This is a genomic window from Mesorhizobium sp. (genome assembly GCF_004963255.1).
In the GTDB taxonomy this organism is placed as follows: Bacteria; Pseudomonadota; Alphaproteobacteria; order Rhizobiales; family Rhizobiaceae; genus Mesorhizobium.
On the sequence record NZ_SUGA01000033.1, the window covers coordinates 1 to 18115 of the forward strand.

The 18115-nt window shown below is 65.4% G+C and carries 17 protein-coding genes; 10 read left to right on the plus strand and 7 right to left on the minus strand.

Going from position 1 to position 18115, the window contains the following annotated elements:
* Positions 1-106 precede the first annotated feature (106 nt).
* Entirely contained in the window at positions 107-1021 is a 915-nt protein-coding gene (locus E5X34_RS25695; protein WP_292570617.1) for a hypothetical protein, read from the minus strand.
* Between the two features lie 316 nt (positions 1022-1337).
* On the minus strand, positions 1338-1943 hold the full coding sequence (leuD, locus tag E5X34_RS25700; RefSeq protein ID WP_040987979.1) for a 3-isopropylmalate dehydratase small subunit: 606 nt from the start codon (positions 1941-1943) through the stop codon (positions 1338-1340).
* 183 nt (positions 1944-2126) lie between these two features.
* Here leuD and E5X34_RS25705 point away from each other — a divergent pair, with 183 nt between their 5' ends.
* From E5X34_RS25705 to E5X34_RS25725, 5 genes are all read left to right on the plus strand, one after another.
* A complete protein-coding gene (locus E5X34_RS25705) occupies positions 2127-2552 on the plus strand; it encodes a GNAT family N-acetyltransferase (RefSeq protein ID WP_292570620.1) in 426 nt (141 codons plus the stop codon).
* A gap of 99 nt (positions 2553-2651) precedes the next feature.
* Entirely contained in the window at positions 2652-2972 is a 321-nt protein-coding gene (locus E5X34_RS25710; RefSeq protein ID WP_292570623.1) for a metalloregulator ArsR/SmtB family transcription factor, read from the plus strand.
* Positions 2969-3418 (plus strand): SRPBCC family protein, encoded by a 450-nt coding sequence (locus tag E5X34_RS25715; RefSeq protein ID WP_292570626.1) that lies wholly within the window; start codon positions 2969-2971, stop codon positions 3416-3418. The genes E5X34_RS25710 and E5X34_RS25715 overlap by 4 nt, the downstream gene beginning before the upstream one ends.
* A 43-nt stretch (positions 3419-3461) precedes the next feature.
* On the plus strand, positions 3462-3947 hold the full coding sequence (locus tag E5X34_RS25720; RefSeq protein ID WP_292570629.1) for an SRPBCC domain-containing protein: 486 nt from the start codon (positions 3462-3464) through the stop codon (positions 3945-3947).
* Positions 3948-3990: 43 nt separating this feature from the next.
* Complete coding sequence (locus E5X34_RS25725) at positions 3991-4770, plus strand: DUF72 domain-containing protein (RefSeq protein WP_292570632.1); 780 nt, start codon at positions 3991-3993, stop codon at positions 4768-4770.
* On the opposite strand, the gene E5X34_RS25730 is transcribed toward E5X34_RS25725, so the two are convergent.
* From E5X34_RS25730 to E5X34_RS25745, 4 genes are all read right to left on the minus strand, one after another.
* Complete coding sequence (locus tag E5X34_RS25730) at positions 4719-5885, minus strand: FAD-binding oxidoreductase (RefSeq protein ID WP_292570635.1); 1167 nt, start codon at positions 5883-5885, stop codon at positions 4719-4721. The two genes, E5X34_RS25725 and E5X34_RS25730, sit on opposite strands and share 52 nt — an antisense overlap.
* Before the next feature lie 81 nt (positions 5886-5966).
* Positions 5967-7538 (minus strand): HAMP domain-containing sensor histidine kinase, encoded by a 1572-nt coding sequence (locus tag E5X34_RS25735; RefSeq protein ID WP_292570638.1) that lies wholly within the window; start codon positions 7536-7538, stop codon positions 5967-5969.
* Positions 7526-8224, minus strand: a complete 699-nt coding sequence (locus tag E5X34_RS25740; RefSeq protein WP_292570641.1) for a response regulator transcription factor — start codon at positions 8222-8224, stop codon at positions 7526-7528. The genes E5X34_RS25735 and E5X34_RS25740 overlap by 13 nt, the downstream gene beginning before the upstream one ends.
* 3 nt (positions 8225-8227) lie before the next feature.
* On the minus strand, positions 8228-9790 hold the full coding sequence (locus E5X34_RS25745) for a DUF4173 domain-containing protein (protein WP_292570644.1): 1563 nt from the start codon (positions 9788-9790) through the stop codon (positions 8228-8230).
* Positions 9791-10274: 484 nt separating this feature from the next.
* Between E5X34_RS25745 and E5X34_RS25750 the strand changes: the two genes are divergently transcribed.
* Together E5X34_RS25750 and E5X34_RS25755 are read left to right on the plus strand one after the other, a co-directional pair.
* Positions 10275-11153, plus strand: a complete 879-nt coding sequence (locus E5X34_RS25750) for a CoA ester lyase (RefSeq protein ID WP_292570647.1) — start codon at positions 10275-10277, stop codon at positions 11151-11153.
* A 29-nt stretch (positions 11154-11182) separates the two neighbouring features.
* Positions 11183-11389, plus strand: a complete 207-nt coding sequence (locus E5X34_RS25755; RefSeq protein ID WP_042645368.1) for a DUF1737 domain-containing protein — start codon at positions 11183-11185, stop codon at positions 11387-11389.
* Between the two features lie 154 nt (positions 11390-11543).
* Here E5X34_RS25755 and E5X34_RS25760 read toward each other — a convergent pair whose 3' ends face one another.
* Entirely contained in the window at positions 11544-11981 is a 438-nt protein-coding gene (locus E5X34_RS25760; RefSeq protein ID WP_042645389.1) for a metallopeptidase family protein, read from the minus strand.
* Between the two features lie 183 nt (positions 11982-12164).
* Here E5X34_RS25760 and E5X34_RS25765 point away from each other — a divergent pair, with 183 nt between their 5' ends.
* The 3 genes from E5X34_RS25765 to E5X34_RS25775 are packed head-to-tail and all read left to right on the plus strand — an operon-like array spanning position 12165 to position 17912.
* Positions 12165-13154, plus strand: a complete 990-nt coding sequence (locus E5X34_RS25765) for a hypothetical protein (RefSeq protein ID WP_292570649.1) — start codon at positions 12165-12167, stop codon at positions 13152-13154.
* Positions 13096-14583 (plus strand): DUF6504 family protein, encoded by a 1488-nt coding sequence (locus tag E5X34_RS25770; protein WP_292570652.1) that lies wholly within the window; start codon positions 13096-13098, stop codon positions 14581-14583. Before E5X34_RS25765 ends, E5X34_RS25770 begins: the two co-directional genes overlap by 59 nt.
* Positions 14580-17912 (plus strand): error-prone DNA polymerase, encoded by a 3333-nt coding sequence (locus E5X34_RS25775; protein WP_292570655.1) that lies wholly within the window; start codon positions 14580-14582, stop codon positions 17910-17912. Before E5X34_RS25770 ends, E5X34_RS25775 begins: the two co-directional genes overlap by 4 nt.
* The last annotated feature ends 203 nt before the right edge of the window (positions 17913-18115 follow it).

Below are 18115 nucleotides of genomic sequence, written 5' to 3' on the forward strand. Positions count from 1 at the left end.
GACCTACCGAATCACCAACTCAGTTCCGTGCAAAGCCCTCCTTGTGGGGGAGATGTCCGGCAGGACAGAGGGGGGCGCGAAGGATCTCGGCCTGGCAGAAATGGGCTTAATTCCCCGCCCCCTGCGCATCCTCATAGGCCTTCTTGATATCCGCCGGCCAGTCCTTCACCGGCGGCCAGGCCTGCGGCTCGCCATTGTCGCCACGGCGGGCGAAATAGACTTTCTGCTTGGCCGGGTCGACAGCCATGAAGCCATCATTGCCGCCGCAGTCATGCGGCACGCAGCCGGTGGCGTAGAAGGCGCCGGACGCCGTCTTTTCGGTGCCGCCGCCAACCAGCAGGCTGGTCGCCATGTCGGGCATGTCGTTGCCCAGCAGCGCCTGGCCGGCCTTGTAGACCGCCTCGTTGTGGAAGGCGTCGATGATGTTGTCGTATTTCGACGGGTCGACATCCTTCCAGCCGGTGCCGGGCTCCGGCGTGTAGGTCAGGTTGCCGGAGGTCGTCAGGCCTTCCGTGGGCGACCATTGCAGCGCCGGCTTGGAATCGCCCGGCAAAAGGTAGGGCACGAAATAGATAGCGCTGTCGGAGACGGCGGCCGGCGGCGCGCCGCATTCGTCCTGCTCGACCGTGGTGGTCTCAATCTCGCCGTCCTTCTTCCAGACGATGACCTTGGCCGGGCCACATTGATTGCCGCCGTCGCCGACATCGACCAGCGCCACGTTTACGTCGCCGATCTTGACGATCTTGTCGAAGAAGACGTCGTAATTGCTGGCCAACTGCTTGCCGTCATAGGACAGCACCTTCTCGCCATCCTGCTCCGGTTGCGTGATGGTGAGCTGTCCGCCCTCGAACGGGATCGGCGCCTGCTTGTCGTCCTCCGACGCAGCCTGGTCACTGCCCTGGTCGGCCGTGCCTTGATCGGCAGCCGGCTGCTCGGACGTGGCGGGCGCGGTGGTCTGCGCGTGGGTGCCGATTGTGGCGAGAAGGATTGCCACCGAAGCTGCCAGAAGCGAGCGTGTCATGACTGTCCCCTCCATTCAGTCGCGAGCCCAGCCGGCAGCGGGCGGGGCTATCGATTTCAAGCCGTGCCGCTCAGAGACTGTTTCGAAATTCGCTCCGGCGAGTCATATGGTGGTGGTTTCGAGAACCGGAGCGGAGCGGACATTTGGGTCCGTGAGCCTGCGCATGACCCCGAAAATCGAAATCGATTTTCGGAAAGGATCATGCGCCAAGCAAAATTGCTGCAGCGTCCTTTGCGCGTCAAGAGGACGCGCGGCGCTGCAGTAGCGCAGAAACCGCCATCAGATGGCCGCCGGAGTAGAATTTCCAAACAGTCTCTCAGGCCCAGGGGCGCTGCTCGGCGTTACGCTTCTCGAAGGAAGCGATGGCGCCGGCCTTCTCCATCGTGAGGCCGATATCGTCCAGGCCGTTGAGCAGGCAGTGGCGCTTGAAATCGTCGAGGTCGAATTTGACCACGCCGCCGTCCGGCCCCCGGATTTCCTTCGCCTCGAGATCGATCGACAGCGTTGCGTTGGAGCCGCGCGAGGCGTCGTCCATCAGCTTGTCGAGGTCTTCCGGGCTGACCGTGATCGGCAGGATGCCGTTCTTGAAGCAGTTGTTGTAGAAAATGTCGGCGAAAGAGGTCGAGATCACGCAACGGATGCCGAAATCGAGCAGCGCCCAGGGCGCATGCTCGCGGCTCGAGCCGCAGCCGAAATTGTCGCCGGCGACCAGGATCTGCGCCTTGCGGTAGGCCGGCTTGTTGAGCACGAAATCCGGGTTCTCCGAACCGTCCTCATTGTAGCGCATCTCGGCGAACAGGCCGGTGCCGAGCCCGGTGCGCTTGATCGTCTTGAGATAATCCTTCGGGATGATCATGTCGGTGTCGACATTGACGATCGGCATTGGCGCGGCGACGCCGGTGAGCTTGGTGAATTTGTCCATGGGTACCTGCCCGTTTTCTTGGCTTGCGGGGGATTTTGCGGGACGGTTTACACAAAGCCGGCGGTAAATGAAAGGCAACTGTTCGTGCACGGCCCTTGAGGCCAATGGCGGGCATGGCTTGCGCACGGAATGACGCCTCAAAAACGGCTTCGAAATCCTGGCCGGCTGGTGCAGTCTGCGACCATGACCGGTCCTTCCAAAGTCCTTTACGCCAGCGAGCCCAGGCTCGACGTCGCCGAATTCCGCCGCGTGCTGGTCGAATCCGGCCTCGGCGAGACGCGGCCCATCGATGACGAGGCTCGCCTGAAGACGATGCTCGACGGGGCCAATCTGGTGCTGACCGCTCGGCTCGACCGGCCGGACCGGCAACTGGTCGGCGTCGCGCGCGGCGTCACCGACTTCTCCTGGGTCTGCTATATCTCCGAGCTCGCCGTGTCCGCCTCCGCGCAAGGGCTCGGCGTCGGCAAGGGCCTGATGGACGAGGCGCGCCGCCAGCTCGGCGCCTCGGTCGCCATCAGTCTGATCTCGATGCCCGACGCCGTCGGCTTCTACGAGCGCATCGGCATGACACGCATGACCGACGCCTTCTGGTTCTCCCGCAAGCGTTGACCCTCCCGCAAGCTGATGGCGCCGGGTCCCGCAGCCCGGCACCCGATCTTTTTGCGTCTCACCGCTTGACATGCAACCAAATGGTTGCATATTAAAGCCATGAGCATGGATGCCGTCTTTCGCGCCTTGGCCGACCCGACCCGCCGGCAATTGCTGGACAGCCTCCATGCCAGGAACGGGCAGACGCTCAACGCGCTCTGCGAGCACCTGGACATGACGCGCCAGGCGGTGACCAAGCACCTGGCGATCCTCGAGGTGGCGAACCTCGTCACCACTATGCGCCGCGGCCGCGAGAAGGAGCACTACCTCAACCCCGTTCCGATCAACGAAATCGCCGAGCGCTGGATCGGCAAGTTCGAGCGCCATCGGCTCAACGCATTGAGCGACCTGAAGCAACGCCTTGAAAGGGAAGAGCCGTGAGCGAGAACAGCTTCGTCTATGTCACCTATATCCGCACCACGCCTGAAAAGCTCTGGCAGGCGCTGACCGATCCGGAATTCAACCGGCAGTTCTTCCTCTGCTCCTATCAGGAGAGCGACTGGAGGGTCGGCTCCAGCTGGAAGCTGATCTTCCCCGACGGGCGCGTCGCCGACTCGGGCGAGATCCTGGAGATCGATCCGCCCAAGCGGCTGGTGATCAAATGGCGCAATGAATGGCTGCCCGAGGTGAAGGAGGACGGCTACACGCGCTGCACCTTCACCATCGAGCCGGACGGCGAACTGATGAAGCTCGCCGTCGTGCACGAGGCCGACGGCCCGCACAGGCTGATCCCCAACGTTTCCAAGGGCTGGCCGCTGGTGCTGGCGAGCCTCAAGAGTCTGCTCGAAACCGGCAAGGGTTTCGAGCGCCCGCCGTCGAAGGGCTGAACTTCATTCCGGATACGAGACAATTTCGCTGGGGATGCATGCGATGCTGCAACTGTCCTTGCCGCAAGCCATGGCGAACGCCGACACGGTGATGGCCTCGGCCGACCTTCCCGCCGCGCCGGACGAGGTCATCGCCGCACTGGTCACCCGGGAGGTCGAGCGCTGGTGGGGTTCGCCCGAAACCTATCGTATGATCGGATGGAACGCCGATCTTCGCGTCGGCGGAAGCTGGAGCGTCGTCGTGAAAACGGCCGACGGTCAACGTCTACCCGCCAGCGGCGAGTTTCTCGAAATCGAGATGCCGCGCCGCATCGTGCAGACACGGCGCTACGACTGGGACCATCCGGCGCTCGGCCGCAAGGAAACGACAGTGGCTTACCTGCTCGAGCCGATCGGCGACGGCACGCGGCTCACCATCTGCCACGGCGGTTTCGCCGGCTTCCCGGACGCCGCGGCCGAACATGCCGAAGGCTGGGCGCGTGCGCTTGGGTGGCTGCAAGCCTTTCTCAACGCGCGGTTGGCTGGCTGAAGCGCTCCCTTGACCCGCAATCGCGCCTGTCCAGATTTTGGGCATGGAGAACAGAAGCTGTGTCGTGGGAACCGCCGGATGGAGCATACCAGCAGCGTATAAAGCTTCTTTCCCGGCCGCCGGCTCGCAGCTTGAACGCTACGCCATGCGGCTATCGATCGTGGAAATCAATTCGTCCTTTCATAAGCCGCATCGGGGAGAAACCTTTGAGCGCTGGGCGCGCTCGGTTCCGGGCCATTTTCGCTTTTCCGCAAAACTCCCCAGGGCCGTGACGCATGAGCGCCGCCTGCAAGGTTGCAATGATCTTCTGGACATTTTTCTTGGTCAGATCGGAGGGCTCGGCGCCAAGCTTTCCGTGCTTTTGATTCAACTGCCACCCAGCCTGCAATTCGAGGCCCAAATCGCCGAGAACTTTTTCGCCTCGCTACGTGCGAAGACTGACCGGCGCCTGGTCTGCGAACCGCGTCACCCCAGCTGGTTCGACCCCGAAGCCGAGGCCTTGCTGAGCCGCTTTCAGGTTGGGCGCGTTGCGGCCGACCCTGCTCCCGTGCCCGCCGCCGCTATGCCCGGCGGCTGGCGCGAGATCGCCTACTTCCGTTTCCATGGCGCGCCGCGAATCTATTATTCGGACTACGAGGCCGATCAGCTTCTGGAAATCGGCAGGCGGCTTGCCGAAGCCAGCGCGTCGGCCGCCGAAGGCTGGTGCATCTTCGACAACACGGCACGGGGCCATGCGCTCGGCAACGCGCTTTCGGTGGATGCGGCCGTCCGTCAGATGACGTTCAGCTCCCGGAACGCCCTTCCTTCCGCCACCCGCGCGTAGCCGAACGCCGAGCAGTCGATCGTCCGGTAGCCGCCATGCACGACAAGCTCGGCGATTGACTTGCCGACCGCCGGCGCCTGCTGCAGGCCATGGCCGGAAAAACCGTTGGCGAACAGGAAGTTTGCGACCTCCGGATGCGGCCCGATCACCCCGTTCTGGTCGAGCGTGTTGTAGTCGTAGTGCCCGACCCAGGCGCGCGTCGGCTTGATCGCCTCGAAAGCCGGGATGCGGGTGGCCAGAACCGGCCAGATCACCTCTTCGAACAGCGGCCAGTTGACCTCAAAATCCTTGGGATCGGGCGCGACGTCGCCTACCTCCGGCTCGGCGCCGCCGGTGAGGTAGACCGAGCCTTCCGGCCGCACATAGATGCCCGACGGATCGACCAGCAGCGGCATGTCTGCATATTTCTCGCGCGCCTCGAAGACAAAGACGTTGCGCTTGCGCGGCTCGACCGGCAGCTCGAGCCCGGCGAATGCCGCGACCTTGCCGGCGTTCGGCCCCGCGGCGTTGACGACGGTACCGGCTTCGAGCGTCTCGCCATTGTCGAGCGACACAGCGGTGACGCGGTTGCCCTCGCGCCTGATGCCGGTGGCGGAAGCCGTGATGAAATCGATCTTCCTGTCGCGCAGCGCCTTGCGGAACAGCGTCAGCAGCGCATGCGCGTCGAACCAGCCCTCGCCGCTGCGACCATAGGCGCCGGCGGAAATGCCTTCGACCGACAGCCACGGGAAGCGGCGCGCCAGCTGATCGGCATCCTCGAGCAGGATATCGGCGCCCTCGGCGACCTGCGTCTCGTGATTGGCCTTGAGGATCGGCCGCCCGGCCTCGCCGGCAAGGATGAGATAGCCGCCCTCGCGGAAGCCGATATCGGCGTCGGCGCCGAACGTCTCCTTCAGCCGCCGGAACAGTTTCAGCGTGAACTGCGACAGCCGGATGTTTTCAGGGATGGAGAATTGCTGGCGGATCGAGGCGCAGGACAAGGTCGTCGCCGCGTGGGAGAATTGCGGATCGCGCTCGATCAGGGCGATGGAGCCGGTAAAGCCTTCCTCCCGCAAATGATAGGCGACCGAGGACCCGACGATGGCTCCGCCGATGATGACGATGTCGTAGCGCACTTTTTTCTCCGATCAGAGCAATTCCAGGAAAAGTGTGTAGCGGTTTTCCGTACGGAATTGCGTAGCAAGCCACCCCGGTTCTCAGACGACCGGCAGATTGATCTCGAAGCGCGTGCCGCGCTCGGTGTCAACCAGCCTGATCGTGCCATCATGCGCTTTTAGGAGGGCCAGCACGATGCCGAGCCCCACGCCGGTGCCGCCGGTCTCGCGCCGCGTGGTGAAGAACGGCTCGAAGATCTTGGCCCGGTTGGCGGCCGAGATGCCGTCACCGTCGTCGCCTATCTGGATCGACGCGCGCTCGCCGTCGGCCGAGGCATGGATCGCGACGTGCCGGGCGCCGTGCCTCGCCGAATTGTCGATGAGGTTGGCGAGCACGATGCCGAGATTCTCGGCCGAGATGCCGAGCCTGATATCGCCGCCGCCTTCGAGCCGCGTCTCCAGCCTGGTGTCGACCGGCAAGGATGCCAGCGCCGCATGGAGCGTCGTGCTCTCGCCGCTCGGTTCCAGGTTCTCGGCGCGCGCCAGGTCGAGCAGCCGGCGCACCAGCAGATTGAGCCGCCCGGCATCGGTGACGATGTTGTTGGAGAAGCGCTTGCGCTCGGCCTCGTCCATCGCGCCGCCGGAATCGCGCAGCAGCTCGGCCGCGCCCTGGATCGCCGTCAGCGGCGATTTCAGCTCATGCGAGACATGGGTGGCGAAAGTCTGGATGGAGTCGGAACGCGCCTGCAGCTTGGTCGCCATGTCGAGGAAGGCCGTCGACAGCGCCGCCATCTCGCGCGTGCCGTGATGGGCGAGCGGCCTGATCGCGTCGCGATCGCCGGCGGCGATGCGTTTCGTCCGCTCGATCAGCGCATAGATCGGCCGGCTGACGGTGCGGATGAACACCAGCGCGATCAAAAGCGTGCCGCCGAGTATGGCGATGGCCGCCAACGTCACCTTGCCGCGCTCGCCATAGAGATGCTTGACGATGTTGTTCGGCGTCCGCGACAGGTAGACGACGCCCGCGACCCGGCCGTCGAGCTCGACCGGCATGGCGACGAAGACGCGCACCCTGGTGCCGCGGCTCACCGAATAAAGCGGCGGCGGCGGCTGGTCGGGGATGCGGAGCCTGAGCTCGCTGGCATAGGCGCCGGAAAGCGCGGCGCGCACCTCCTCGACTCCGCCGAGCGACTGACCGATCTCGTCGCCGCCGGCAATCACCACGCCGCGCGGGTCGAGCAGGCGGAAGCCGGCGAGCGTCGTCTTCTGCGTTTCGTCGAGAATGCCGGAGAGCTTTGCGCCGATCGCCGCGAAAGCGGGATCGGCGGCGGCCGGAGCCGCCGCCGGCCGCATCGGCATCACGTCGTCCGAGGCGAGATCGAGGCGTGGCTCGATCGGTTCATAGGGATAGTTGTTGTCCCGCGCCGGATCGGCCGAGATCGGCGAACCCAGCCTGTCCTGGGAAATGCCGGCGGCGCGCACCTCCTTTGCATAGATGGCGGCGACGACCGCTCCTTGCGCAATCAGCTCGCCCTCGGTCTGCCGGATCAGCTGGTTCTCATAGAGCCGGAAGAAGAACAGCCCGACCAGCGGCAGCGCCATGACCACGATCAGGATGGCGATGACGACGGTGGCGAGCCTCGGCCGCCACCTTTCCTTGCTCAACCACCGCATCGGCCGAGCCGGAAGCCGACGCCATGCACCGTCGCGATCGCATCGGCGCACCCGACCGCCGCCAGCTTGGCCCGCACATTGCGGATGTGGCTGTCGACCGTGCGCTCCGAGACATGGATGTTGGAGGCATAGGCATTGGCCATCACCGCGTCGCGGCCAAGCACGTGAAGCGGGCGGGCGAGAAAGCCTTTCAGGATGGCGAACTCGATCGCCGTCAGGGTGAGCGGCTTGCCGTCGAAACTCGCCGCATGGCTTGCCGGCACGAGCATGAGCTTGCCATGCGCGAATTCCCGCTCGTCGGCTTCTTCTTCGACCGGTGCAGACCGCGCGCGCCGCAGGATGACGTTGACGCGGGCGACCAGCTCGCGCGGGCTGAACGGCTTTGTCACATAGTCGTCGCCGCCCATTTCCAGCCCGAGGATGCGGTCGATTTCCTCATCCCGCGCGGACAGGAACAGCACCGGCACGTCGGATTTTTGCCTCAGCCGCCGGCAGACCTCCAGCCCGTCCATCTCGGGCATGCCGATGTCGAGCACGATGAGGTCGGGCGCGCGCCGCTCGACCGCCTGGAGCGCTGCGGCGCCGTCGGCCACGGCGGCCGTCTTCATGCCGGCCTTTTCCAGCGCGAAGCAGATGATCTCGCGGATATGCGGGTCATCGTCGGCGACGAGGATGTTGTGCGGCATCGATCAGTGGCCCGGCGCGTAAGGTTGAGTGACGGCAGGATTGGCAAGCGAGCCGCGTTTGTCGAGATAGCGCAAAAGCCTCCAGTCGCGAAAGCTCCAGGCCCGCCAGTGGTTCAGGACAGCGCGATACGCGCCTTCGTCGACAGGGCGTATCCCCAAGAATTGGCGAAAGGCCGGATTTTCGGCAGTTGTCGGGCCTTGATGATCGATGAAACGGTCGAGGGCAGGAAATGCGCCCGCGCCAAGCGAACGGACATACCAGATGTCGATGGGAACGCCCTGTCCGGTCATTTCACGGGAATGGTCGACATTGTAGTTGGCGATCAGCGCTGCAAAATTGACGAAACAGCAGGCATAAAGCGTCGCCGAAAGCGTCAGAAGATTGGCGGAGAGCAGCCATTCGCCGGATTTTTGAAGCGCGATGCGGGCAATGATCAGCGCCAGCCCCGCCGCCACCAGCCCCATCCAGATGAAGGCCGCGACGCGCAGATAGGTGAGCGCGTAGGCGCCGATATAGAGGTCGAGCCGCAGCATCGAGGAGATCACCAGCACGATGTTCTGCGCCACCCAGAGATAGACCAGCCGGCGGATCAGCGGATCGCGCGACGTCTCGCTGCCCGAGCGCAGCGCCACCAGCACGAAGCCGGCGGCAAGCAGCGCGGTGGCGACCAGCGGATAGGCGCCGCGATGTGCGTAATTTGCGTAGGTCAGCCCATCGGGAAGAGCTGCGCCGCCCCATAGATAGGTGCCGTCGAGGATCGTCTGCACGGCAAACAGCGCGTTGAAGACGATCAGCGCGCGCAGGACGGCGGCCTTGCCGAAGAGGACGTCCTCGGCGGAAGTCCTCGTCCGCCTTGCCGCGGGCGCGGCAGGCAGGATGCGCCTGAGACGAGAGACGAAGCGCGGCAGGCGGGGCCGCAGAAAGGCCCAGACGCCGGCCAGCACGATGAGCCAGAAGATCAGTCGCGCGACCTCGATTTTCTCGAGCAGCGCATAAAGATCGATCAACGACAGCCAGTGCTCAATGATTGGATTGGCGGCGCCGAACAGCGCCAGGAAGACGATGCCGAGCGTCAGCGGCATGGCCCAGACGGCGATGGCCGCCAGCCGGATGCGCCGCTGCCCGAGTCGGCGCGCCACCTTGCGCCAGCGGAAGAAGTCGCGCGCGAAGCGGAAAGGGGCGGCAAGCAGGAACAGGCCAAGCTGCCGCGCGATGCATGCAGGCCTCGTCCGCAGCCGGCCGGCCAGCGACAGCGCAAAGATCGCAAGTGCTGCAACCGCGACCAGCACCGAAAGTGGGCTGACATTTTCGACCAGCGGCAAAAGTGCCGCGAACAATGCGGCTGGTTTGATCCACACCCGGGCATCGTTCAGCGCGGTCGGATGCATGGCGACAACCGCGGCCGCAAGCACTATGGCGAAGATGAAGACGGTGATGCCGGCTGGCTGGCCGTAGAAAAGGAAATCGGCCAGCGCCACCAGTAGCGCGGCGGCGCCGACGCGGCGGCAGTAGCTCGGGACAGGCGACGTCTTCATTGCCGGCGCCGTGGTGGTGATCGTCGTCATCGCCGCGCCTTCCTGGCTGCTGTTCTGCCGGCGCATGCCAGCCGTGGTCTGAAGGGAAGCACCGTCGCCGGGGCGCGCCGCCCTTGCGACTCGACGAGCCACCAGCCTTCGTCGCGGAGCCGGCGCGGCAGGGTCCAGCGGGATGAGTGAGGCGTTCGCATGCCGCCGGTTTCGCCGACAGACGAGGTAAGCGCGCGGCGGAATCCCGGAGCTTTTCAGCAAGGATTTGCAGATTTGGTGCAGCTAGCTCCCTTGAGACAGGCTAATCGCATAGGGCGCTCCCCCTCTCCGTCTCGGCTTCGCCGAGCCACCTCTCCCCGCCTCTGGCGGGGCGAGGAACCCAGGCTTGCGAAGGCCGCGCCGTCGACGATTAGCGTTTCCTCGCCCCCGAGACGGAGCGGGGGCTAGCGCTGCCCTATGCGATTGTCCTGCCCCTCGAGGGACTCGCCTTGCCTCCCTCGCCATCACCCGGCATAGATCGGCTATGACCGTCGACACCTACCGCCCGCGCCGCTCGGTGCTTTACATTCCCGCCTCGAACGACAAGGCGCTCGCCAAGATCGGCACCTTGGCCTGCGACGCCGTCATCATCGATCTCGAGGACGCCGTCCTGCCCGCCGACAAGAAGGCCGCGCGCGACAAGGTTGCCGGCATCCTGGCCGACCGTGAAAAACGCTGCGAGATGGTGGTCCGCATCAACGCTTTGGCCAGCGAATGGGGCGCCGACGATCTCCTGGCTGTCGCCAAGGCCGAGCCCGACGGCATTCTTCTGCCCAAGATCGGCACGCCGCGCGACATCCTCGAGGCCGGCGACCTGCTCGACGACAATTTCGCGCCGGACGGCGTGAAACTATGGGCGATGGTCGAAACGCCCAAGGCGCTGCTCAACATCGGCGCCATCGCCGAGCTCGGCCGCGATCCGGCTTCGAGGTTGGCTTGTTTCGTGGCCGGAACGAACGACCTGGTGAAGGCGACCGGCATTCTGGCGACGCCCGACCGCCGCTATCTGATGCCTTGGCTGATGCAGCTGGTGCTGGCGGCGCGGGCCGGCGGCCTCGACGTCATCGATGGCGTCGCCAATGATTTCCACGACCTCGACGCTTTTGCCCGCGAATGCGCCGAGGGCGCCGCCATGGGCTTTGACGGCAAGTCGCTGATTCACCCCGCCCAGATCGAGCTGGCGAACCGTGCCTTCTCGCCGGCGCCCGAAGCACTTGCCGAGGCCCGTGCGATCCGGGACGCGTTCGCGCGGCCCGAAAATGCCGGCAAGGGCGTCATCGCGCTGGACGGCCGCATGGTCGAGCGGCTGCATCTGGCGCAAGCCGAGAAACTTCTGGCGAAGGCCGCGATCATCGGCGCATGATGCGCCGATACACATGATGGGTTCGAAAAATGAAACTCTACCGCTTCCTGTCCGGTCCGGACGACGCAACCTTCTGCCACAAGGTCACCGCTGCGCTGAACAAGGGCTGGCACCTGTTCGGCTCGCCGACCTACGCCTATGACAAGAAGACCAAGTCGATGCGCTGCGGCCAAGCCGTGGTGAAGGATGTCGAAGGCCAGGAATACACGGCCGACACCAAGCTCAGCGATTGGTAGGGAAAGCGCTTAGAGACTGTTTCGAAATTCGCTCTGGCGAGTCATATGGTGGTGATTCGAGAACCGGAGCGGAGCGGACATTTTGGTCCGTGAGCACCGGAAGCGCAGAAAGCGCCGCCAGATGGCCGCCGGAGTAGAATTTCCAAACAGTCTCTCAGCCCGCCGCCGCCTGCTCGGCCGCTTCCTCGATCCGCTCCATGTCGTCGTCCGACAGGCCGAAATGGTGGCCGATCTCGTGGATCAGCACATGGGTGACGATGTCGCCCAGCGTCTCCTCGTTCTCGGCCCAATAATCGAGGATGGCGCGGCGGTAGAGCGTGACGCGGTTCGGTCCCTCGCCGGTCTGCGGGTTCCAGCGCTCGGCGATGCCGCGCCCCTCGAACAGGCCGAGCAGATCGAAGGGCGTCTCCAGCGACAGGTCGTCCATGATCTCGTCGGTGGGGAATTCGGCGATCTGGATGACGATCTCGCCGGTGAGCTGGCGGAACTCGTCCGGCAGATGGGCATAGGCCTCCAGCGCCATAAGCTCCAGCTCGTCCATCGACGGCGAGAGCTGATCGTGCCAGGTACGGGTCTTGTAGATGCGGGCCATGGAATGTCCTTTGATCCCGGCATATAGGCTTTCGCGCCGATAGAGGCAAATGAGCCGGCTGGCCATGCGCTTTCAGGGTAAAAGGCGAAGGAATAAATTCCTTCTGACTCTGCTTGACTCTTCCGGGCGCCTCTGGAATCTATAAGAACATAACAGGAACAATTGCTGCCGGAAGTGAACGTCATGGCGATGAGCGCCGTGGCGCGGGACACTGTTTTTGCCCTGCGCCGCCAGATCGCGAAGATCGAAGGAACGCTGCCCGAGCGCCTGGAGGCGCCGGTTGCTGCCCCTGCGGATGCCGCCAAGTCGGATATGACGCTGGTCCGGCGCGGCCTCGCGGTGGCCTCGCCGGATGCCTTCCTGCACACCGGCATCGAACGCCTCGACACCGCCCTTGGCGGCGGCCTGCCCAGGGCGGCGCTCAGCGAGATCCATGGGCTGGAGACCCGCGATGCCGGCGCGGTCGCCGGCTTCGCGCTGTCGCTGGTAAGCCTGATCCTCAAGGAGAAGCAGGGCCTGCCGATCCTCTGGGTCGGCACGTCGGAGATCTTCCACGAGGCCGGCCTGCCCTATGCCAGGGGCCTTCATGCCCTGTTCGGCATCGAGCCGGAGCAATTGCTGTTTTCCGAGGCGCCGAAACTGCTCGACGCGCTGTGGATCGCCGAGGAAGCCGCCCGCATGACCGCCTTCGCCGCGGTCATCCTCGAGATCCGCGGCAGCCCGCGACTTCTCGACCTTACCGCCACGCGCCGCCTGCACGCCCGCGCCCAGAACGCCGGCCGTCCCGTATTGTTGCTGCGCCAGGCCGGTGAGGCCGATCCCACCGCTGCCCCGGTGCGCCTCATCGTCTCGGCGGCGCCTGCGGCAAGCCGCGAGACGGTCGCCGGGCCGCTCGCCGGCTCGATCGGCCGCCCCGCCTTCAAGGTCGATATCGGCAAGAGCCGCACGGCCCTGCCCGGACAATTCACACTGGAGTGGAACCCAAATGAGCACGCTTTTGCGGAAAGAACAGAGAATCCTGTCGCTGTGGTTCCCGCATCTCAGCGCGGAGCGGATCCTGCGCCAGCGCCTGGGGCGGTCCTGGCGTTCCCGGCCATCGGATCACCTGCCACTGGTGATCAGCCATCGCGACAACAACACCCAGCGCATCGCAGCCCTCGACGAGCGGGCTGAGGCGCTCAAGCTGAAGCGCGGCATGGGCATTGCCGATGCCCGCGCCATGCACCCCATGATCGATGTGGTCGAGGCCGACCCGGAAGCCGACCGCCGCCTGCTCGAAGGCCTTGCCGACTGGTGCGACCGCTACACGCCGCTGGTGGCGATCGACGCCGAGGACGGGCTGTTCCTCGACGTCACCGGCTGCACGCATCTGTTCAGCGGCGAGCGCGCCATGCAGGACGAGATCCTCACCCGCTTCTTCCAGCAGGGTTTCGATGTCCGCGCCGGCCTGGCCTCGACGCCGGGCGCCGCCTGGGCGGCGGCACGCTTCCACGGCAACCGTATCGTAGCCCTCGGCGAGGAGGAGGCGCTGCTGGCGCCCCTGCCACTGTCGGCGCTGCGCATCGCGCCGGAGACCCGCACCCTCCTGGAAAGCGTCGGCCTGCGCACCGCCGGCGCGGTGATGGCCGCGCCGCGCGCGCCGCTCGCCCGCCGCTTCGGCGCCACTCTGCTTCTGCGCCTCGACCAGGCGCTCGGCCGCCTCGACGAGGCCGTCTCGCCGCGCCTTCCCGTCGCGCCGCTCTCGGTCGAGCGCCATCTTGCCGAGCCGGTCATGCTCACCGACGATATCGAGCGGCTCATAAGCCGGCTTGCCGTCGCCCTGAAGACCGACCTCGAACGGCGCGGCGAAGGCGCAAGGACGCTGGCGCTGCTTCTCTTTCGCGTCGACGGCGCCGTCAGCCGCATCGCGGTCGGCACCTCGCGCCCGATGCGCGAGCCGCGGCTGATCCAAAGACTGTTTCATGAACGTCTGACCGCGTTGGAGCAGAACATCGATGCCGGCTTCGGCTTCGACCTCGTGCGACTCTCCGTGCTGTCGGTCGCCGCCTTCGACTTGGTTCAGGGCGACCTCACCGGCGAGGCGGATGATGAGGACGCGGACATCGCGCTCTTTGCCGACCGCGTCCGCGCCCGCCTCGACGAGGCTGCCGTGCTGAAGCCGGTGATTGTCGAGAGCCATCTGCCGGAGCGCGCCGTCAAGACCGTGCCCTTCGCCGAAGCGCCGCAAAGGCGCGCGCCGGCGGCCGGACGGGCAACCCCCCGAACAACGCCGCCGATGACCATCTATCCGCCGGAGCGGCCGGTGCGCCTGTTCCGCTCGCCCGAGCCGATTGAGGTGCCGGCGACCGAGATCCCGGAAGGACCGCCGATGAATTTCCGCTGGCGGCGCGCGCTCTACCGCGTCGCCCGCGCCGAGGGGCCGGAGCGCATCGCCGCCGAATGGTGGCGGCAATTGCCCGGCGAGGAAGAGGCGCCAACCCGCGACTATTACCGCATCGAGGACAGCGAGGGCCGCCGCTACTGGCTCTACCGCCAGGGTCTTTACAGCAGCGCGCCGCAAGCCGCGCCACCGCGCTGGTACATGCATGGGGTGTTCGCATGAACGCGCTGACCGCCATCCCCTATGCCGAGTTCGGCATAAGCTCGAATTTCTCCTTCCTGCGCGGCGCCTCGAAGCCCGAGGAGCTGGTGGTCACGGCGAAATTCTACGGTTTTGCCTCGATCGGGCTTGCCGACAGGAACACGGTGGCCGGCGTCGTGCGCGCCTGGCAGCAGGCCAAGGTGGAGAAGATGCCCTATCATCCCGGCTGCCGCCTGGTGTTCGGCGACGGCACGCCGGACATTCTCGCCTATCCCCGCGACCGCCAGGGCTGGGGGCATCTGTGCCGTATGCTCACGCAAGCCAATCTGCGCAACGAGACCGAGAAGGGCGCGACATTGCTTGAGCTCGACGACCTGCTCGAATGGGGCGATCGGATGTCGCTGGCGATCCTGCCCAATCTGTCCGGCGGCGCGGAAGGCAATCTGGAATTGATTAGCCGGCTCAAAGATCGCTTCGGCGCGGCGCTCAGACTGGCCGTGGCGCCGGATTATGGCGGCAATGACCGCTTTCGCATCGAACAGGCGGCGGCGATGGCCGATCAGGCGCGCGTCCCGCTGATGGCGACCAACGACGTGCTCTATCATGCCGCCGAGCGCCGCCCGCTGCAGGATGTGCTGACCGCGATCCGCCTCAACACGCCGGTTTGCGAGGTCGGGCTGGAGCTGACCGCCAATGCCGAGCGCCATCTGAAGCCGCCGCTGGAGATGGCGCGCCTTTTCCGCCGTCACCCTGAAGCGCTGGCCGAGACGCTGCGCTTCGCCGACGAATTGACCTTCTCGCTCAGCGACCTCGAATACAACTACCCGGACGAGCCGACCGAATCCGGCCTCGGGCCGCAGGCCGAGCTCGAACGCCTGGCCCGCGAAGGGGCGGTCAGGCGCTATCCGGCCGGCGTTCCCGAATATGTGCTGGAACGCATCGACAGCGAGCTCGCGCTGATCGAGCGGCTGAACTATGCGCGCTATTTCCTGACCGTCCACGACATCGTCAAATTCGCCCGCAGCAAGGACATCCTCTGCCAGGGCCGCGGCTCGGCCGCCAATTCGATCATCTGCTTCTGCATCGGCATCACCGAGGTCGGCCCCGAGCGTATCGACACACTCTTCGAGCGCTTCATCTCGGAGGAGCGCAACGAGCCGCCCGACATCGACGTCGACTTCGAGCATGAAAGGCGCGACGAGGTCATCGCCTATATTTACGACAAATACAGCGCCAAGCGCACGGCGCTTGCGGCCGCCGTCATCAGCTATCGCGGCCGCTCCGCTCTGCGCGAGGTGGCCAAGGCCATGGGTCTGTCGGAGGACGTGCGCAGCGCGCTGTCCAGCACCATCTGGGGCTGGTCGACCTCCGAGCTCGGCGAAAGGGAAGCCAATGCCGGCGGCCTCGACCGCACCGATCCGCTGTCGCGCCAGGTGCTGGAGCGCGCCAACGAGATCATGGGTTTTCCCCGCCACCTCTCCCAGCATGTCGGCGGCTTCGTCATCACCCGCGACCGGCTCGATGAGGTCGTGCCCATCGTCAAGACGGCGATGGAGGAGCGCAAGATGGTCGAGTGGGACAAGGACGATCTCGACGCGGTGAAGATCCTCAAGGTCGACGTGCTGGCGCTCGGCATGCTGACCTGTCTGAAGCGCGCCTTCACCTTGCTCACCGACCATTATCCGCAAGCGCGGGATCCGTTTGGACGGCCTTACGTGCTCGCCACCCTTCCCGAGGAGCACGAGGACGTCTACGCCATGATCCAGAGGGCCGACACGCTCGGCGTCTTCCAGATCGAGTCGCGCGCGCAGATGTCGATGCTGCCGCGTCTCAAGCCGGAAAATTTCTACGATCTCGTCATCGAGGTGGCGATCGTGCGCCCCGGCCCGATCCAGGGCGATATGGTGCATCCCTATCTGCGCCGGCGGCAGGGCAAGGAGGCGGTCCATTACCCCAGCCTGGAGCTCAAGAAGATCCTCGGCAAGACGCTGGGCGTGCCGCTTTTCCAGGAACAGGCGATGAAGATCGCCATCGTCGCCGGCGGCTTCAGGCCGGGTGAGGCCGACGAGCTGCGCCGCGCCATGGCGACCTTCAAGCGCACCGGCACGATCGGCAATTACCGCCAGCGCATGATCGACGGCATGGTCGGCAATGGCTACGACAAGGAGTTCGCCGAGCGCTGCTTCAAGCAGATCGAAGGCTTTGGCGAGTACGGCTTTCCCGAAAGCCACGCCGCCTCCTTCGCGCTGCTGGTCTATGCTTCCTGCTGGTTCAAGACCTTCTACCCGGATGTCTTCTGCGCCGCGATCCTGAATGCGCAGCCGATGGGTTTCTATCAGCCGGCCCAGCTCGTCCGCGACGCGCGCGACCATGGCGTCGAGGTGTGCGAAGTCGACATCAATCATTCCGTCTGGGACTGCACCCTGGAGGCCACCGCCTTCGATCCGTCCCGCATCCTCGAGCGCCACGCCTCGATGCGCGGCGTCATCGAGACGGCGCATGCCGTCAGGCTCGGCTTCCGCCAGATCAAGGGCCTGTCCAAGGAACGCATGGAAGCCGTCGTCGCGCAGCGCGGCGGCGGCTATCGATCGGTCAGGGATGTCTGGCTGCGCTCCGGCCTCGATGTCGGCGAGATCGAAAGACTGGCTGAGGCCGACGCCTTCCGCTCGATCGGCCTCGACCGCCGGGCCGCGCTCTGGGAAGTCCGGGCGCTAGACGGCAGGAGCGCCGCCGAGAAGCTGCCGCTGTTCGACCAGCCGTCGCTTCGCCTGCGCGAGCTGGAGCCGGAAACGAAACTGCCGAAAATGCCGCTCGGCGAGCATGTCGTGCATGACTACCGCTTGCTCGGCCTGTCGCTGAAGGAGCACCCCGTCGCCTTCTTGCGTGAAAGGCTTACCCACGCCGGCATCACCCCCAATGCCCAGCTGCCGTCGGTGCGCGACGGCCGCCGCGTCTCCGTCGCCGGCCTCGTGCTGGTCCGCCAGCGTCCTGGCAAGGGCAACGCCATCTTCCTGACGCTGGAGGACGAAAAATCGATCGCCAACGTCATCATCTGGCCGCGCGTCTTCGACCGCTTCCGCCCGGTGGTGATGGGCGCCCGCTTCATCCGCGTCACCGGCAAGCTGCAGCATGAATCAAACGTCATCCACATCGTCGCCGACAGGATCGAGGATTTGACCTCCTGGCTGAGCGTGCTGCTGGAGTCCGCCAATTGCCCGGTCATCGAGCCCGCCGAACGGCCGGTTGGATCAAAGGCCGACGCAAGCCGTGGCCTGCCGGTCCATCAGAATCTTGAAGCCCTGTCGGGTGCTGCACAACAGGTCATGCCGAAAGGACGGAATTTTCAGTAGGATGACACGAGGAAGACGCCCGACTACGTGTGCCGTCACGATGCACAACTTTGATGTCGGCGGGACAGCGCCCCCCTCTGTCCTGCCGGACATCTCCCCCACAAGGGGGGAGATCGATGTCTCGCCAGCTTTCGCCAATCGCCAACGTTGCAGGATACGCTGGGCGCCGCAGCTGCCAATCTCCCCCCTTGTGGGGGAGATGG

What these genes read in the sequence shown, in the direction of transcription:
- E5X34_RS25695 (WP_292570617.1), bottom strand. Translation starts at nt 1,021, where the DNA reads ATGACACGCTCGCTTCTGGCAGCTTCGGTGGCAATCCTTCTCGCCACA.
- leuD (WP_040987979.1), bottom strand. Translation starts at nt 1,943, where the DNA reads ATGGACAAATTCACCAAGCTCACCGGCGTCGCCGCGCCAATGCCGATC.
- E5X34_RS25705 (WP_292570620.1), top strand. Translation starts at nt 2,127, where the DNA reads ATGACCGGTCCTTCCAAAGTCCTTTACGCCAGCGAGCCCAGGCTCGAC.
- E5X34_RS25710 (WP_292570623.1), top strand. Translation starts at nt 2,652, where the DNA reads ATGAGCATGGATGCCGTCTTTCGCGCCTTGGCCGACCCGACCCGCCGG.
- E5X34_RS25720 (WP_292570629.1), top strand. Translation starts at nt 3,462, where the DNA reads ATGCTGCAACTGTCCTTGCCGCAAGCCATGGCGAACGCCGACACGGTG.
- E5X34_RS25725 (WP_292570632.1), top strand. Translation starts at nt 3,991, where the DNA reads ATGGAGAACAGAAGCTGTGTCGTGGGAACCGCCGGATGGAGCATACCA.
- E5X34_RS25735 (WP_292570638.1), bottom strand. Translation starts at nt 7,538, where the DNA reads ATGCGGTGGTTGAGCAAGGAAAGGTGGCGGCCGAGGCTCGCCACCGTC.
- E5X34_RS25740 (WP_292570641.1), bottom strand. Translation starts at nt 8,224, where the DNA reads ATGCCGCACAACATCCTCGTCGCCGACGATGACCCGCATATCCGCGAG.
- E5X34_RS25745 (WP_292570644.1), bottom strand. Translation starts at nt 9,790, where the DNA reads ATGACGACGATCACCACCACGGCGCCGGCAATGAAGACGTCGCCTGTC.
- E5X34_RS25750 (WP_292570647.1), top strand. Translation starts at nt 10,275, where the DNA reads ATGACCGTCGACACCTACCGCCCGCGCCGCTCGGTGCTTTACATTCCC.
- E5X34_RS25755 (WP_042645368.1), top strand. Translation starts at nt 11,183, where the DNA reads ATGAAACTCTACCGCTTCCTGTCCGGTCCGGACGACGCAACCTTCTGC.
- E5X34_RS25760 (WP_042645389.1), bottom strand. Translation starts at nt 11,981, where the DNA reads ATGGCCCGCATCTACAAGACCCGTACCTGGCACGATCAGCTCTCGCCG.
- E5X34_RS25765 (WP_292570649.1), top strand. Translation starts at nt 12,165, where the DNA reads ATGGCGATGAGCGCCGTGGCGCGGGACACTGTTTTTGCCCTGCGCCGC.
- E5X34_RS25775 (WP_292570655.1), top strand. Translation starts at nt 14,580, where the DNA reads ATGAACGCGCTGACCGCCATCCCCTATGCCGAGTTCGGCATAAGCTCG.